This window comes from Bacteroidota bacterium (assembly GCA_013696965.1).
Taxonomy (GTDB): Bacteria; Bacteroidota; Bacteroidia; order JACCXN01; family JACCXN01; genus JACCXN01.
Genome location: JACCXN010000055.1, coordinates 51117 through 68538 on the forward strand (window position 1 = coordinate 51117; position 17422 = coordinate 68538).

Below are 17422 nucleotides of genomic sequence, written 5' to 3' on the forward strand. Positions count from 1 at the left end.
TTATTTCCTTTCATAAATACAAAAGGAATATCCATATTTATTCTTTTCATCAGCTTCAAAGTCTTGCTTTTCCTTTAATTTCCATTCCTGTGAATTTAATTCAGGAAAAAAAGCGTCTCCTTCAAATTCTTCGTTTATCCGGGTTAAATAAATTCTGTCTGCAATCGACATTGATTGACTGAAAATTTCTTCTCCACCAATAATAAAAATTTCTTTTTCAACTGCAGCAGTTTTAATGGCCTCTTCAATAGAATGCACAACAATACAACCTTGGGAATTATAATCTTTTTTCCTGGTAATTACAACGGAAGTCCTGTTTGGCAACGGCTTACCAAAAGACTCAAAAGTTTTCCTGCCCATTATAATATGATGACCTGTGGTAAGGTTTTTGAAAAACCTTAAATCAGCAGGTAAATACCATGGAAGCTTATTGTCCTTGCCAATTACGTTGTTTTTTGCAACTGCCACTAAAAAAGATTTTATCATTATTTATAGATTCAAAAATGGATTAATAGCATTTGAAAATTCATCTTTTATTGACAAAAAGCAAATAAAGAAATTATAATCACTATAGCCCAACCCACAAGGTTAATAATTTGAAATTTAGTTAATTTTTTCTTTGGTTTCATAATTGCCAATTTTGCTTGTGTTAATAGTATTAAGTGCATCAATATACAAACAAAACATTGTTTATACAGCAACTTTTCCTTTAATTGCAGGATGAGGATCATATCCTTCCAGTGTAAAATCCTCGAATTTAAAATCAAAAATATTTTTCACCTGTGAATTTATTTTCATTACAGGTAATTTTTTTGATTCTCTTGATAATTGAAGGTTCACCTGTTCCATATGGTTTGAATAAATATGAGCATCACCAAAGGTATGAACAAAATCTCCTGGTTCCAATCCACAAACCTGGGCAACCATTAATGTTAAAAGGGCATAGGAGGCAATGTTGAATGGTACGCCTAAGAATATATCTGCACTGCGCTGGTAAAGCTGACATGACAATTTATTGTTGGCAACATAAAACTGAAAAAAAGCATGGCAAGGCGGTAAAGCCATTTTTTCTATTTCACCTACATTCCACGCACTTACAATAAGTCTTCTGGAATCCGGATTTTTCTTAATTTGTTCAATCAATTGGGTTATTTGGTCAATATGTCTTCCATCCGTAGTTGGCCAGGATCGCCATTGATATCCGTATACTGGTCCAAGGTCCCCATTTTCATCAGCCCATTCATCCCAAATACTTACTCCGTTTTCATTTAAATATGCTGTATTCGTATCACCCTTTAAAAACCATAAAAGTTCATGTACTATCGATTTTAAATGTAATTTCTTTGTTGTAACCAAAGGGAATCCTTCCTGAAGGTTAAAGCGCATTTGGTACCCAAAAACACTAGTAGTGCCTGTTCCCGTTCTATCTGTTTTTTTTGTACCGTGCTTAAGCACGTGATTCATCAAATCATGGTATTGCTTCATTTTTCACTGATGTTTTAAAGGAATTTTAGAATTGTAAAATTAGAAAAAAACAAGCAAGTGTTTTCAAGGGTTGAAAAGTTATGAAAAGTAGTTTTTTTTATTTAAATCGAATTAAATAAGCATTCCAATAATTACAGCTGTAAATAAGGATGCAAGTGTACCAGCAATAAGTGCTTTTATACCTAATTGAGAGAGCAGAGTTCTTTTATTTGGAGCAAGAACTCCTATTCCACCAATTTGAATACCAATGGAAGAGAAATTTGAAAATCCACAAAGGATATAAGTGGCAATAATTATTGATTTTTCATCTGTAAATAATCCCGAGTTTTTAAGTTCTCCAAGTGTAACGTAGGCAACAAATTCATTTAGTATAGTCTTCTCACCCAATAGTTGCCCCACAAGAGCACTATCGGCCCAGGATGTCCCCATTAACCACGCCAAAGGCTTAAGAACTATTCCAAGCATAAATTGCATGGTCAAACTATTGTATTGTCCATTACTCCAGGCAAAAATTTTGCTATTTAAACCAGTGTAATCACCAATAATGTCCGAAAAAATATAATTGGTCATAGCTATAAATGCAATGAAAACAATAATCATTGCAGCTACATTTACTGCTAGTTTTAAACCCTGTACTGTCCCATTAGCAATTGATTCCAAAGCATTGTCGCCTATTTTCTCTTTACTTACCTCCATTTTACGTTTAATTTCTTCTGTTTCCGGAAGCAATATCTTTGCTGCCACAATTGCCGCTGGAGCAGAAAGGAGGGATGCAATAATAAGGTGTTTAGCGAAAAATAATTGCTGTTGAGGATCATCCCCACCTAAAAAACCAACATAAGCCACCAATACTCCTCCTGCTATAGTTGCCATACCTCCGCTCATAAGGCAGAGTATTTCTGATTTAGTCATGCTATCTATGTACGGCTTTATCAGCAGTGGGGCTTCCGTTTGGCCTAAAAATATATTGCCAGCTGCCGCAAGACTTTCCGCACCAGATAAGCCCATTAATTTATTCATCAACCAGGCAAAAGCATATACTATTTTCTGAATGATGCCTAAGTAGAATAGTAGACTAGTTAAAGCGGAAAAAAATATAATAGTAGGCAATACCTGGAAAGCGAAAATAAATCCATAAGCACTAGTGTCACTTACCAAACCACCAAATACGAAAGTAGAACCAGCTCTGGTAAAATTCAATATTTCTACAAAAACAGTACTTACACCTTCAAAAAAAGTTTGAATAAGTGGTATTTTTAAAACACAAACTGCTATTAATATTTGTAGCCCCAATCCCTTAGCAACTAAAATCCAATTGATTCCCCTGCGATTACTGCTGAATAGAAAAGCGATTAGAAGAAGGGTAAATAACCCTAATAATCCACGAAAAAAACCATTTAAGGTAAACCCGGATTTATAGATTTCAGTAGGGGTGAATTTAAAAAGGTATTTAATTTCAGGGTTAGATAATTGCAGTGCGTCATTAGAAAATTCAAAATTAAACTGTTCAATTTTTTTTTCTGTTTTCAACTGACTGCTTTCCTGCCGCAATACTTGCTTTCCCTGTGAAAAGTATATTATAACAGGTTGATTTTCTATAACTTCGTATACCACCGAATCAACTGTTGCAGAAAAAGGAGTTAGATCATAAATAAGTATTAAAGTGCTATCTGATATGTACCAGTCGCCAGAAGTAGTATTTGAATCTATACTGAAATCAAATCTTTTTCTGTTGTTTTTTATAAAGAAACTCAAATGACTCTCTTTAGAAAATAGTGTTGCTGAGATATCCTTAGTATATTGGATTTGTTCCAAGTCCCACTTTCGCGACAATTGCTGTTCAACAGGGGGATTTGCAGCATGCCCTAATTGTGTGAATAACCCGAAAATTAAAAGGAGAACAAAAGGATAAAATTTCATTTAACTGCGTAGGATTTTTAAATGAAAAAATTAAAAACAATATTACTGATTTTCAGCAACATATATTTTTAGGGGTAAATATAGTAAAGAAATTCTTAATTGGATTTTTTTCTGCTGGATATTTCATCCCTTATTTTTGAGGCTTTTTCATAATTTTCCTCATCAATTGCATTTTTGAGCATTTCTTTAAGCTCATTTTCGGAAGCAGCCCCAAGATTGCCTTTCTTTTTATCTTCTTTTGCTTCCTCCTCATGTGTGCCTTCAAAGGCTTCGGGTGAGGCGCCCTCTTCCAGGATAATGCCTGCAGAGGAAAGAATAAATTCATATGTAAAAACTGGGCATTTGAATCTAACAGCAAGTGCAATTGCGTCAGAAGTACGCGTGTCAATTTCTACTTCTTTTTCTCCATTTGTACAAATAAGTTTAGCGAAGAAAATTCCTTCAACCAAGTTATAGATAATTACTTCATTGATGGTGATATTAAAATTGTCAGAAAGATTTTTAAACAAATCGTGAGTAAGGGGTCGGCTTGGGCTTATCTTTTCCAGTTCAATAGCAATGGCCTGGGCCTCAAAACCTCCTATAATGATGGGTAATCTTCTTTTGCCTCTGGCCTCACCTAATACAAGAGCATATGCTCCCGATTGCGTCTGACTATATGATAATCCAACAATTTCTAATTTGATCTTTTTCACGTATTAATTTTTGTTTTGCTCAACAATCCGTTATTATAAAGATAATAAATCTTTATTTAATTCGCACTAGCTTTTAATTTTTTAAAAGCCTCAATTAATTTGGGAACTATTTCAAAGGCATCGCCTACAATTCCATAATCAGCTGCTTTAAAGAAGGGTGCTTCAGGATCTTTGTTGATGACAACGATTGTCTTGCTTCTGTTAACTCCAGCTAAATGTTGAATAGCTCCTGAAATACCTATTGCAATATAAAGATTGGGTGCAATAGCAACTCCTGTCTGTCCTACATGTTCATGATGTGGCCTCCACCCGATGTCAGCTACTGGCCTGGAGCAAGCAGTTGCAGCGTGAAGTTCTCTTGCAAGTTCCTCAATCATTCCCCAATTTTCAGGACCCTTTAATCCTCTTCCTGCTGAAACAACTATTTCAGCCTCGCGCAAAGATATTTCATCAACTTTTTTCTTCACCTCTTTAACTGTAATTTTTGATTTTAATAAATCCTCACTTACTGAAAAATCAACCACTTGGGCTGATCCACTTATTTTTTCAACAGGGAAAGAATTAGGAAGAAGAGAAATTACTTTTTTATTTGAAGTTATTTCAATTTCAGCAAAAGCTTTTCCGGAAAAAACGGCTTTTTTAACAGTAAAACCAGCATCTGTTTTTGGTAATTCAATAGCTCCTGCTACAAATCCAGCATCTAGTCTTGCTGCCACTCTTGGTGCAATTGCTTTGCCAGCTATATCGTGAGAAAAAATAATGACAGAAGAATTTTCCTGTTCCGCTGCCTTTGTGATAATTCTGGTTAGAACCTGGTTCTCTAAAGTGTTCGTGTTTTTTGCATGTAAAACTTTCGATGCTCCATACTCTGAAATTTCATTTATATTGCTGCAGTCTCCTGTTACAACTACGGTTGCTGTTGTTCCTGTCTGGGAGGCGATTTTACTTCCATAACAAATGGCTTCAAATCCTGACTTAATTACTTTTCCATTGGAAGAATCTGCAAATATTAATACTGACATTTTTCTTGATTTTATAATTATAAATTAAATGGCTTTTGCCTCATTGTGAAGTAGCTCGATTAACTGTTCTGGCGTTTCAGCTGGAATCATTTTGCAACCTTTTTTCTCAACAGGCAAGCTGTACGATTTTATTGAAGTGTGTGTTGGTAAATCAACAGGTGCAACAACATTTAAAGGCTTAGTTCGAGCAGCCATAATTCCACGCATATTTGGTATTCTGGCCTCTGCCATGCCTTTTGAAGCACTAACTACAAATGGAGTATTTACTTCAACTACTTCCGATCCACCAGGAATGTCTATTTCAAGGGTGGCTGTGTTAGCGTTAATATCTAATTTGGAAGCATGTGAAATAAAGGGTTGATCAAGTAATTCGGCTAGCATTCCTCCAACTTGTGAACCATTATAATCAATTGTTTCCTTCCCTGTTAAAATTATATCGAAATCTTTGCCTTTAGCATAAGCTGCTAATTGTTTTGCCACATATAAAGCATCAAGAGGCTGAGCATCTATTCTCACTGCTTCATCTGCTCCAATTGCCAAGGCTTTCCTTATAATGGCATCATCAACAGCGGTTCCAACGGTTATAATTGTAACACTTCCGCCAAGTGTTTCTTTAATTTCCAGGGCTCTCACAAGTGCAAACCATTCATCATAAGGGTTAACAATAAATTGTACTCCACTTTCATTGAAAGTAGTATTGTTATTTGTGAAGCTGATTTTACTTGTGGTATCAGGAGCTTTGCTTATGCAAACTAATAATTTCATGCTTAATAATGTTTTTGATTTTCTTTATAGGATTGCAAATTTAGTTAAAACTTACTAAACGATTAAATAATAAGTAATGATATTTAAAATAATATCAAAATTTGATAATAATATCAATAAAACAACTTAAACCTCAAGGGTAATTGCAATTTTTAAATATTAAAAAAAGCATATAGAATTAAAAAATAGTTATTTTTGCCCGCATTTAAAGAAAGAAATATGAGAACAATTAAATTAAGAGATGCTTTGCGTGAAGCAATGGTTGAAGAGATGAGAAGGGATGATAAAGTGTTTTTGATGGGCGAGGAAGTTGCTGAATACAACGGGGCATATAAAGTAAGTCAGGGAATGTTGGATGAATTCGGTCCAAAAAGAGTTATTGATACACCCATTGCAGAACTTGGTTTTGCAGGTATTGGCGTTGGAGCTGCAATGAATGGATTAAGGCCAATAATCGAATTTATGACCTTTAACTTTTCCCTGGTTGCAATTGACCAGGTTATTAATTCAGCCGCAAAAATTATGTCCATGTCAGGTGGGCAATTTCATGCACCCATGGTATTTAGGGGCCCAACAGGATCTGCAGGGCAATTGAGTTCACAGCACTCCCAGGCTTTTGAAAGCTGGTATGCAAACTGCCCAGGATTAAAAGTAATAGTTCCTTCCACCCCTTACGATGCCAAAGGTTTATTGAAATCTGCAATCAGGGATAACGATCCGGTTATTTTTATGGAATCAGAACAAATGTATGGAGAGATGGGAGAGGTTCCTGATAGTGAATATTTAATTCCAATCGGACTGGCAGATGTGAAAAGAAAAGGCAAGGATGTTACTTTAGTAACTTTTGGAAAAATCACCAAGGTTGCTTTAGCAGCGGCAGTTGAATTAGAAAAAGAAGGCATTTCTGCTGAAGTAATTGATTTAAGAACAGTAAGGCCAATTGATTATGCCACTGTTATTGAATCAATAAAAAAAACAAACAGGATGGTAATGGTTGAAGAAAGCTGGCCTCTTGGAAGTATTGCCTCTGAGGTTGCGTTTAAAGTTCAGCGTGAAGCTTTTGATTACCTGGATGCACCTGTGTTAAGGGTAACCGGAAAAGATGTTCCATTACCTTATGCTCCCACTTTAATCGAAGCCTATTTGCCTAATATAGAAAGAGTAGTGAAAGCAGTAAAAGCAGTAATGTATATAAAGTCATAAAACATACTATTCTTACAATTCCTCTCTGAATACCTTAACCATATTGGTTTTTTATTGTATAATTTATACCAAGGTATTTTGAGTTTAACTATTTTAATTGCTACTTTTGCCACCTTTAAAAAATAAGCTTAACCTAAAATACTAATTAATAAACAATCATGGAAAATTTAATGTATGTAATCCCTGTATTTGGTTTACTTGCCCTTTTGTATACTGCCATAAAATCAGCATGGGTTACCAAGCAGGATGCGGGAAATGAAAAAATGAGCACAATTGCTACCTATATAGCCGATGGTGCTATGGCATTTTTGAAGGCCGAATATAAGGTGATGGTGTATTTTGTAATAATTGCGTCTGTTTTCCTAGCTTATTTAGGGTATGTAGGGGAACATTCTCATCCTTTAATTGTTGGTTCATTTATTATTGGTGCTTTCCTCTCTGCCCTTGCAGGTTATATCGGGATGAAAATTGCTACAAAAGCAAATGTAAGGACAGCTCAGGCTGCAAGAACAAGTCTTTCAAAAGCCTTGAATGTTTCTTTTACAGGAGGAGCAGTAATGGGTCTTGGTGTTGCCGGACTAGCTGTTTTAGGTCTTGGATCTTTATTTATTGTATTTTATTACATTTTTGTTCAATCCACAGGAGCCAATGTTAATGGCGATGAAATGCAAAAAGCCCTTGAGGTTTTAACCGGATTTTCATTGGGTGCCGAAAGTATTGCATTATTTGCTCGTGTTGGTGGAGGTATTTATACAAAAGCAGCTGACGTAGGGGCAGATCTTGTTGGAAAAGTTGAAGCTGGAATTCCAGAGGATGATCCTAGAAACCCTGCTACTATTGCAGATAATGTAGGTGATAATGTTGGTGACGTTGCAGGTATGGGAGCGGATTTGTTCGGTTCTTATGTTGCTACAATACTTGCTACAATGGTTTTAGGAAGAGAAATTATTCTGACAGATAATTTTGGCGGAATTTCTCCAATTTTACTTCCTATGGTAATTGCGGGAATGGGTATTGTGTTTTCTATGATAGGAACACTATTTGTAAAGGTTAAAGAAGGTGGTAATGTACAGCTTGCTCTAAATATGGGTAATTGGTCATCCATTGTTTTAACGGTAATTGCCTCCTATTTTCTTATAAACTGGATGCTTCCTGATGGAGAAATGATCATGTCAAGGGAAGGTGCAATGCCTTTTACAAAAATGGGTGTTTTTTATGCTGTAACAATTGGTTTAATTGTAGGAACTATAATCAGTATGATAACTGAATATTATACTTCGATGAACAGAAAACCGGTAAATTCTATTATTCAGCAATCCTCAACAGGTGCTGCTACAAATATTATTTCAGGATTAAGTGTAGGAATGATGAGTACAGCATTGCCAATACTTGTTTTAGCTGCAGGTATTATTGGTTCATATATGGTTGCCGGGTTATATGGTGTTGCCATTGCTGCTGCCGGAATGATGGCAACTACAGCTATGCAACTTGCAATTGATGCATTTGGTCCAATTGCCGATAATGCAGGGGGAATTGCTGAAATGAGTGAATTGCCAAAAGAAGTGAGAGAAAGAACAGATATTCTAGATGCAGTTGGAAATACTACAGCTGCAACCGGAAAAGGTTTTGCTATTGCCTCTGCCGCTTTAACGGCTTTAGCTCTTTTTGCTGCTTTTATGGCTATGGCAAAAATTAATTCTATTGATATTTCAAAGGCCCAAGTTTTGGCAGGTCTATTCGTTGGTGGTATGATTCCTTTTGTGTTTTCAGCTCTTGCAATAAGTGCTGTTGGACGTGCTGCTATGGCTATGGTTCATGAAGTTAGAAGGCAATTTCGAGAAATTCCTGGAATTATGGAAGGTACAGGAAAACCTGAATATGAAAAATGTGTTGCAATTTCAACGGATGCGGCCATCAAAGAAATGATACTTCCTGGTGCTATTGCACTTCTTGTTCCAGTAATTGTTGGCTTCTCGTTCGGTCCGGAGGTACTAGGTGGTGTACTTGCAGGAACTACTGTTTCTGGTGTTCTTATGGCTATTTTCATGTGTAATGCTGGTGGTGCATGGGATAACGCTAAGAAATCATTTGAAAAAGGCGTTGAAATTAACGGAAAAATGGAATATAAAGGCTCTGATGCTCACAAGGCTTCAGTAACTGGCGATACTGTTGGTGATCCTTTCAAAGATACTTCTGGCCCATCAATGAACATTCTAATTAAGTTAATGTCAATTGTTTCTCTTGTAATTGCGCCTCATATTGCTATGATTGAAACTACTGAAATTGCTAAGCCTATAGGTGAAATCGAAAATAGTAACAGTTCAGTTACAAATGGACTTTATACAGTAAATACAGCTGAATCGTCTTTAGCATGGATAGGAAAAAAAGTTTCTGGTGCTCATGATGGTTTGGTAACCATAATAAAGGGTGAGTTAAAAGTTGAAAATGGTATTGTTACGGGTGGTTCTTATTTAATAGATATGAATTCTATAAGCTGCCTTGATATTGAGGATATGGATGACAACGGAGATTTAGTAACACATTTGAAAAATGATGATTTTTTCTCTGTTGAAAAATATCCAAGTTCAAGTTTTACTATTAATTCTGTTTCCTCAATTCAGGGTGATACTTATAATATTACTGGAATTTTAACTGTTAAGGGAATATCAAATGAAATAATTGTGCCTGCAGTTATTACTGCAAATGAAAACAAAATAAGTGCTGTAGCAAATTTTTCAATTGACAGAACAAAATGGGATGTTAAATATAAGTCTAAGACTTTTTTTCCAGAACTTGCTGATAAATTTATTCATGATAATATTGAGTTTAAATTATTACTTGTAGCTAGGAAATAATTAATTTTTTTACAAAAAAGGCCGTTACTGAAAAAAAGTAACGGCCGCTTTTTTGTAAAATAAATTCATTGTTGTCTATACAGGAATTGCCTCCAATTCCTGCCTTTGCCAAAAAAAGGTGATGTTTTATTGCCTTTATGAATTTAGTATTAAATTCATAAAAAATCACTCGTGGTTTCGTTTTGACGAATGCTTTTATAACATTTCCCTTAGAATCATTTTGAAAATGAGAATGGGCTAGGTTGAATTAATATAAAATAAAAAGCCCTCAATCTGGTAGAACATTGAGGGCTTTTGTTTAATGAATTATTGATTATCATTAATTTAATCAATAGAATTTTGAATAAATGAATCAGGCTTAAACTTTAGGCATCCTGTTTAATTCATCCTTTAATTTTTGGATTTCAGCTTTCCCATCATCTATTTTCTTTTGAAAATCCGCTAGTAATGTTGATGCATTTTTTGATTTGCCAAAGAAACTCAAGTTGTTTTCCATTTGCATTACATCTGTAAGTAAATGCTTGATTTTATCTGAAATATTACTTCTTTCTTTTCGTATAGTAATTTTTCCTTCTTCTGAGCTCAATAGGTTTTCATACCTAAGATTAATAAATTCAGATTGGTTTGCACCGGTTTTTTCTTTAATTCTATTAATGGCATTGTCCAAGGCTTTGTTGAAATTTTTAATTACTATTTCATTATCTCTTGAAGTGCTTGCATCAATAGCATTAAAGTCATTCTGGATGCTTTTTATAACCTCCATGTTTGTTTCATTATCCTCTGAAATTTCAAGTGTGGAAAGGCTATTGATGATTTCTTTTCGTTTGTTAAGATTTTCATTGAGTTGGGCATTTTCAGTGGCTTTTTCTTTGTTTTTGTTGTCAAAGAATGTGTCACATGCTTTACGGAACCTGTTCCAAACTTTATCAGATTGTCTTACAGCCACAGGTCCTGATTTTTTCCATTCGTTCTGAAGCCTTTTTAATTCATTTGCTGTGGTGTCCCAATCTGTACTGTCTTTAAGAGCTTCAGCTTTTTCACAAAGGTTTATTTTGATTTTTAAATTCTCCGTTTGCGTGTCCTTTATTTGGGAATAAAAAACATCCTTATCTTTAAAGAACTGGTTTCTCAAGGATTTAAATCTTTCCCAGGTTTTGCCATTGTCTGATTTAGGAACAAAACTGATCTTTTTCCATTGAAGCATTAATTCTTCAACTTTTTCACTTTCACTTTTCCATTCTTTATGATTGGAAGGTTTTGCTTCCAGAAGTTGTTCCATTTGTCCACATAGCAAGAGTTTTGCTTTTAGGTTTTCTTCCAGCTTGCCTTTTGTTTTTTCATTTTGGATTTTTTGCTTTTCGAAAATTAATTCAGCAGCAGTTTTAAACCGCTCCCATAATACATCACTCTCATCCTTAGGAATAAAGCCAATTTCCTTCCATTCGTCCTGAAGGCTTTTTAATTCCTTTGTTGCCTTGTTTGCAATGCGTTCTTCTTTTAATGCTTCTGCCTTAATACATAAAGCTGTCTTTAGTTCTATGTTCTTTGTGCGGTCTAAATCACGCAATTCTTTATTCAAACTTACCGTATTAAAAAACAATTCGTTTTGAAACCGGTAATTTTGCCAAAGGTGTTCCTCATCAGCCAAAGGTACTTTTCCAGTTGCTCTCCATTTGGCTTGTAGTTCATGAAATTTTTCAAATGCTTTGCTTAAATTTTCTGAAGTTTTAGCAAGATGTTTAAGGTCCTCTATAATTTGTGTTTTAACCACAAGGTTTAAAATCAAAGCTTTTTCTTTCTGGATTTTAATTTCTTTTCTCTTTTTAAAAAACTTCTTAATTAAGTCTTCAAAAGCTTCATCAAATTCAGAACGAATAGTTGAAAAGTCTTCAGCTACTCCTCCAGAGTTAATATATTCTTGAAGCTTTTGTTCATTTTCATTTTGAACACGAGAACGGTAAATATCTTTTATAGAATTTATTACAGATAGATTTTCCTGGATTTTATCCTCTTTGATAATTCCTTGTAATCTTTCAAAAAGGTCATTTGTTGGCCAGGAGAAAAAGTCTTCTTCATTTTCCTCTAAACCGGGTTCTTCATTTGAAATTTCCTCTGATTCATTTATAGAAATTATACTTTCAGCAGGGTTTGGATTTTCAGTATTATTAGTGTTGTTTTCTGAAATTTCGGGTTGAGCAATGTTTAATTGTACATTGTTTTCAGAATTGTTTTCAGTTGCATTTACCTGCTGGGTGTTTTCAGAAACTTCTTTATGCGTACTATTTAACTGTTCTGCGTTTTCAGAAACTTCTTCTTGTTCAAATTTTTTATTCTCGTTCATCATAATTTTAAAAAATAGATATAGACTTACATCTAATTTAGTAATAACGGCAATTATTAACTAAAAATATTGAGGTTAATTTTTATTTTGTATCAAATATTTATTTAATGGAATTCAGCAATTGCTAAAATAAACCATGAATTTCTCCATCAATCATATTGATTATTTTTCCCAGATCCTCGGCATTTTCCGAAAAATTATTTGTGTCAACATCCACAATCAATAATTTGCCTTTATCATAAGTACTTATCCAAGCCTCGTATCGCTCATTGAGCCTTTTTAAATAATCAAGTCGAATTGAATTTTCATATTCCCTTCCACGTTTCTGGATTTGATGGACAAGGGTAGGAACAGAAGCTCTTAAATAAATAAGTAAATCAGGAGCCTGGATGTATTTGTCGAGCAATGAGAAAAGTGAAAAATAATTTTCAAAATCACGGGTGGTCATTAGATTCATTGCATGGAGGTTTGGCGCAAAAATATAAGCATCCTCAAATATAGTCCTGTCTTGGATTACATTTTTACCTTTTTCCCTGATCTCCCTAACCTGGTTAAAACGGCTATTAATAAAATAGATTTGCAGGTTAAATGACCATCTTTGCATCTCATTGTAGAAATCATTCAGATATGGATTCTCATCCACATCTTCAAAATGAGATTCCCAATTGTAATGTTTTGCAAGTAAGGTTGTAAGTGTTGTTTTTCCTGAACCTATATTGCCGGCTATTGCTACATGCATTGTTTATTGAATTTTACCGCCAAAGTACAAATAATAGTGCTTTAAACCTTTCTAAAAATCACTTTTTTAATATGAAATGTGTTTTTTTTTCTGATAATTCTTACTATTTGTAAAGCAGTATATTAAAAAGGAACAACCAGAATTAGGTTTAAAGGTTTATTCAACAGAATAAATAGTAAGATTTTCCGGAAATAAAACATATATCCTTTTTTTCTCAAACCTTACTTGCAAGGGTGTTTGATTTGTATATTCCACTCTTGATTCTTCAAGAGTTTTTAAATCATAGCTAATGAATTCTTTATTCTGGAAATAAAAGACTTTGTTCTCAATTATCTGAAAACTTTCAAGCTCTTTAATTGGTATTGTTTTAAAATAAGTTCCAAATATATCAAAAACGAGTATTCCGGTTGAAGGATTATTAATATAAAGCATGTTGTTGTTTTCCAAAATGAAATTAGGCTTTATACTCATGTTTAACAATTGCATTAGATTTCCGGTTTGATGGGTTACCTTTAAATTCTGGTCAAGCCGAATGGCCTGGAAAGACACTTGTTCGTAGGCCCAAATTCCATTGTTATGGGAGGATGCAACAATCATGGCCTGATCCAGATTTAAGTTTTGCAATTGAACTGGTGAGCGGGTAGGGGTGAGCATATTGTCGAGAAAAGCAATTTTTGAAAAATCAGCATAGAAAATCAATAGTTTTAAAAAATTTGTGGCATCTACGGATGTGATTTTACCAAGAGATTTATCGCTGAAATTATTCAGGAAAACACCATTTTTATCATACTTTCTTAACTCATCGCCTTTCAATAAATATACATTACCAACATTATCTGTTGTAATACTATTAGCTTTTATCTCTATCCTGCTAATTTCTTTAAAATTAGAAGGATTTAAATCCAAAAGAATTGGAAGAAGCATAAAATAAAAAATCAAGAGCTTTGGCATTGGTTTATGGTCGAAATTCAGTTAAAAATGGGTTTGTTTATTCATGATTTTATTGATTTCAGGTGGCTTTAATTAATTCATTTAAACAAAAAAATAGCTCCTGCTTTTTCATCTCTGTTTTTAAATTTTCATGGTTTCTTTTAAATTCTTAGGCTTAAAATTTCTTCAATAAATTTTCTGTCATTGGCAAGTCTTGGAACTTTGTTTTGTCCACCTAGTTTGCCTTTGCTTTTAAGCCATTCATAAAAAGTATTTTCCTTCATTATATTCACAAGTGGCATTTTAAGCACGAAATCATTGAATCTCTTGGCTTCATAATCAGAATTAACAGTTTTAAGAGCATTGTCAAGATAAGTAGTGAATTTTTCAAGATTTTCAGGTTCTTTTTCAAATTCAATTAACCATTGATGTCCACCTGTATTGTCTTCATCCATAAATATTGGTCCTGCAGTATAATCCTTAATTTGAGCCTTGGTTTTTTCACAAGCAATGCTTAGTGCTTTTTCAGCATTTTCAATCATTAATTCTTCGCCAAAAGCATTTATGAAATGCTTGGTCCTTCCAGTGATTTTAATCCTAAAAGGATTTAAAGATGTAAATTTAATTGTATCCCCAATTATATATCTCCATAGTCCTGCATTTGTAGAAATTACAAGGGCATAGTTTTCATTTGTTTTTACATTCTCTAAGGTAATTGCCTGAGGATTTTTTTGGCCAAATTCCTCCATTGGAATAAATTCATAAAAAATTCCATAATCGAGCATGAGTAAAATTTCATCAGAACCAGGAATGTCACTAATTCCAAAAAAACCTTCAGAAGCATTGTATGTTTCCAGGTAATTCATTTTTGGAGAAGGAATTAATTTTTGAAATTGTGCCTTGTAAGGACTAAAACTTACACCACCATGCATAAACAGTTCCAGGTTAGGCCACACTTCAAGAAGGTTTTGTTTTCCCGATTTCTCCAGTACTCTTTTAAGTAAAACTAATGTCCATGAAGGCACCCCTGCAATGTTGGTAATGTTTTCCTTCATTGTAACATCGGCCATTTTTTCAATTTTCTCTTCCCAATTATCCATAAGTGCAATTGAGCGTTCAGGTGATCTTAAAAACTGTGCCCAAAGAGGCATGTTTTGTATTAAAACAGCTGAAAGGTCACCAATGTAAGTTTCATTATTCATTTCATTTATGTGATGACTGCCACCCAACATCAAACTTTTTCCTGAGAAAATCTGGGTAATTTCAAAATTGTTGCAATATATTGATAACATGTCCTTGCCACATTTATAATGGCATTCTTCTAAAGACTCCTCTGTTACCGGAATAAATTTGCTTTTATCGCTGGTAGTTCCAGAGGATTTAGCGAACCATTTTACTTCCCCTGGCCATAATAAATCTTGTTCCCCTTTCATTGCACGTTCAATATATGGCTTTAAAGATTCGTAATCCTGAAGAGGGACTCTCTGGCGAAAATCATTTACATTGCTTATGGATTTATAATCATGCTTTATACCCCAAACAGTATTTTTTGCAGAAGCTATTAATTGCTTGAAATGTTCATTCTGAACTTCAATTGGGTATTTTCTAAACAGATCTATTTGATGAATCCGTTTTTTAATTATCCACGAAGCAATTGAATTTATTATAGTCATAATTTAAAATCATAAGCCTAATTTAACTTTTGTTTTGATCAAAAGGAAGTATTAGTTTTCTTTAAACGAAAATAATTCTCTATTTCTGATATGGATAGTGTATTAAATGTCATTGCTTTTATTAATCCTCCTTTTCTGGCAGCACAAGTACCCCAATACATATCATTATACGATTCTTTTTGATGAGAATCAGGATTTATTGAAATCTTTACTCCCTTGTTTATTGCATAAGGGATTTTTCTCCAGTCCATGTCCAGGCGGTAGGGGTGGGCATTTAATTCAATAATCACATTGTTTGCTGCACAAGCATCAATTATTTTTTCATAATTTACAGGATAGCCTTCTCTTGAAAGCAAAAGTCTTCCTGTCATATGTCCTAGTATAGTAGTGTAAGGATTTTCAATGGCTTTTAACAATCTCATTGTTGCTTTTTCTTCATCCATTTTTAAATTACTGTGGACAGATGCAACAACAAAATCAAAAGTTTTAAGGATTTCTTCAGAATAATCCAGTTCTCCGGAATTTAAAATATCCGATTCAATACCTTTAAATATTTTAAAAGGAAAAAGTTTTTGGTTCAGCAAATCTATTTCCATTTGTTGGGCTAGGATTCTATCGGGTTTTAAACCATTTGCATAAAATGCAGATTGTGAATGATCGCAAATTCCAAGGTATTCAAACCCTGATTTTTTGCAATGAACTGCCATTTCCTCAAGTGAATGCATTCCATCACTATAGGTTGTATGTACATGTAAAACCCCTTTGAGGTCTTCATAAGAAATTAAATCTTCCTCTTTGTTATCTTTGATCCAACTAAATTCAAATTTGCCTTCTCTTAATTCTGGAATAATAAATGGCAGATTAATTTTCGAATAAATATCTTTTTCATTGGAATACTTTTGATTCTCTATATTTTCCCAGGCTGAATTTTTCTGAATAATTGCTATATGATCAGATGAGGCTGTAGTTTCAAATAATTTCAAATAAAAATCCTCTGCATGGCATAAAATGAAATTAACTGGAATTGAAGAAGGATTATAGGCGTCATTAAACGCTGAAATTTCTGGCTCCTTTACAGCAGAAATCAATACATCAATACACGTTACTATTTCACATTTTCTTCTTATTTCTCCTGTAAGTGAAATTAGCTCTGTTTTTAAAGATTCCTTTAAAAAATCCACCAGCTGCTTGGCAAACATTGCAGCCATGGCATAATGAAACTTTCCCGAGTTTGAAATTTTATATTCTATTGCCTGTTTGATCATCAATTGAGTTTTCAAGCCAAAACCCTTCAGGTCAATTAAACGGTTTTCATTGCAAGCGTAGAGCAATTCCCCCGGAGATTCAATATTCAACGTTTTCCAGATTACGGCTATTTTTTTGGGGCCTACACCCTTTATAGCCAGCATTTCGATTACTCCGGGAGGGGTAATTTCAATAATACGGCTTAATTCAGGGAAATTCCCCAATGAAAGCAACTGCGAAATACATGCTGATATACTTTTTCCTATTCCTTCAAGATTGGAAATTTCCTGAACACTGTATTCGTTGAGTTGTTTAGGCAAGCGATCAATTTTAAATGCGGCATTGGAATAAGACTTTATTTTAAAAGAATTCTCCTCATGCAATTCCATGAGTTGAGCAGTAAGTTTAAATGTTTTAGAAATTTCTTTGTTTGTCAGCATTGTTAATTTTGTAATCAGTTATAAATTTCAAATTTACAGTATCTGGTATTAATAAAAAAGAAAAAGAGCCATCTCTTAACGATCTGGCTCTTCTTCGGAAAAATACAGT

13 protein-coding genes are annotated in these 17422 nt (G+C 34.0%); 2 read left to right on the forward strand and 11 right to left on the reverse strand.

Going from position 1 to position 17422, the window contains the following annotated elements; all coding sequences use genetic code 11:
* The 6 genes from H0V01_08145 to H0V01_08170 form a co-directional block, all read right to left on the reverse strand.
* Complete coding sequence (locus tag H0V01_08145; protein ID MBA2583337.1) at window positions 1-486, reverse strand: dihydrofolate reductase; 486 nt, start codon at window positions 484-486, stop codon at window positions 1-3.
* A gap of 204 nt (window positions 487-690) precedes the next feature.
* On the reverse strand, window positions 691-1485 hold the full coding sequence (locus tag H0V01_08150) for a thymidylate synthase (protein ID MBA2583338.1): 795 nt from the start codon (window positions 1483-1485) through the stop codon (window positions 691-693).
* A 111-nt stretch (window positions 1486-1596) separates the two neighbouring features.
* Window positions 1597-3405 (reverse strand): Na+ dependent nucleoside transporter, encoded by a 1809-nt coding sequence (locus tag H0V01_08155; GenBank protein MBA2583339.1) that lies wholly within the window; start codon window positions 3403-3405, stop codon window positions 1597-1599.
* Window positions 3406-3500: 95 nt separating this feature from the next.
* Entirely contained in the window at window positions 3501-4100 is a 600-nt protein-coding gene (locus H0V01_08160; protein MBA2583340.1) for a bifunctional nuclease family protein, read from the reverse strand.
* A 56-nt stretch (window positions 4101-4156) separates the two neighbouring features.
* Window positions 4157-5122 carry an electron transfer flavoprotein subunit alpha/FixB family protein gene (locus H0V01_08165; GenBank protein ID MBA2583341.1) on the reverse strand — a complete coding sequence of 322 codons (966 nt, stop codon included), beginning with the start codon at window positions 5120-5122 and terminating at the stop codon, window positions 4157-4159.
* 24 nt (window positions 5123-5146) lie between these two features.
* Window positions 5147-5887 carry an electron transfer flavoprotein subunit beta/FixA family protein gene (locus H0V01_08170; GenBank protein ID MBA2583342.1) on the reverse strand — a complete coding sequence of 247 codons (741 nt, stop codon included), beginning with the start codon at window positions 5885-5887 and terminating at the stop codon, window positions 5147-5149.
* A gap of 219 nt (window positions 5888-6106) precedes the next feature.
* Here H0V01_08170 and H0V01_08175 point away from each other — a divergent pair, with 219 nt between their 5' ends.
* Complete coding sequence (locus tag H0V01_08175; GenBank protein MBA2583343.1) at window positions 6107-7090, forward strand: pyruvate dehydrogenase complex E1 component subunit beta; 984 nt, start codon at window positions 6107-6109, stop codon at window positions 7088-7090.
* 158 nt (window positions 7091-7248) lie between these two features.
* Window positions 7249-9945 (forward strand): sodium-translocating pyrophosphatase, encoded by a 2697-nt coding sequence (locus H0V01_08180; protein ID MBA2583344.1) that lies wholly within the window; start codon window positions 7249-7251, stop codon window positions 9943-9945.
* Window positions 9946-10303: 358 nt separating this feature from the next.
* Here H0V01_08180 and H0V01_08185 read toward each other — a convergent pair whose 3' ends face one another.
* The 5 genes from H0V01_08185 to H0V01_08205 all read right to left on the reverse strand — a co-directional run bounded on the left by H0V01_08185 (window position 10304) and on the right by H0V01_08205 (window position 17310).
* On the reverse strand, window positions 10304-12289 hold the full coding sequence (locus H0V01_08185; GenBank protein ID MBA2583345.1) for a DUF349 domain-containing protein: 1986 nt from the start codon (window positions 12287-12289) through the stop codon (window positions 10304-10306).
* Between the two features lie 121 nt (window positions 12290-12410).
* The gene (locus tag H0V01_08190; GenBank protein MBA2583346.1) at window positions 12411-13025 is read right to left on the reverse strand and encodes a deoxynucleoside kinase; all 615 of its coding nucleotides are present in this window, start codon (window positions 13023-13025) and stop codon (window positions 12411-12413) included.
* Between the two features lie 156 nt (window positions 13026-13181).
* Window positions 13182-13976: a hypothetical protein gene (locus H0V01_08195; GenBank protein MBA2583347.1), complete on the reverse strand. Its 795-nt coding sequence runs from the start codon at window positions 13974-13976 to the stop codon at window positions 13182-13184.
* A gap of 140 nt (window positions 13977-14116) precedes the next feature.
* The gene (locus H0V01_08200) at window positions 14117-15628 is read right to left on the reverse strand and encodes a GH3 auxin-responsive promoter family protein (protein ID MBA2583348.1); all 1512 of its coding nucleotides are present in this window, start codon (window positions 15626-15628) and stop codon (window positions 14117-14119) included.
* A 38-nt stretch (window positions 15629-15666) separates the two neighbouring features.
* Complete coding sequence (locus H0V01_08205) at window positions 15667-17310, reverse strand: DNA polymerase/3'-5' exonuclease PolX (GenBank protein ID MBA2583349.1); 1644 nt, start codon at window positions 17308-17310, stop codon at window positions 15667-15669.
* Between the last annotated feature and the right edge of the window lie 112 nt (window positions 17311-17422).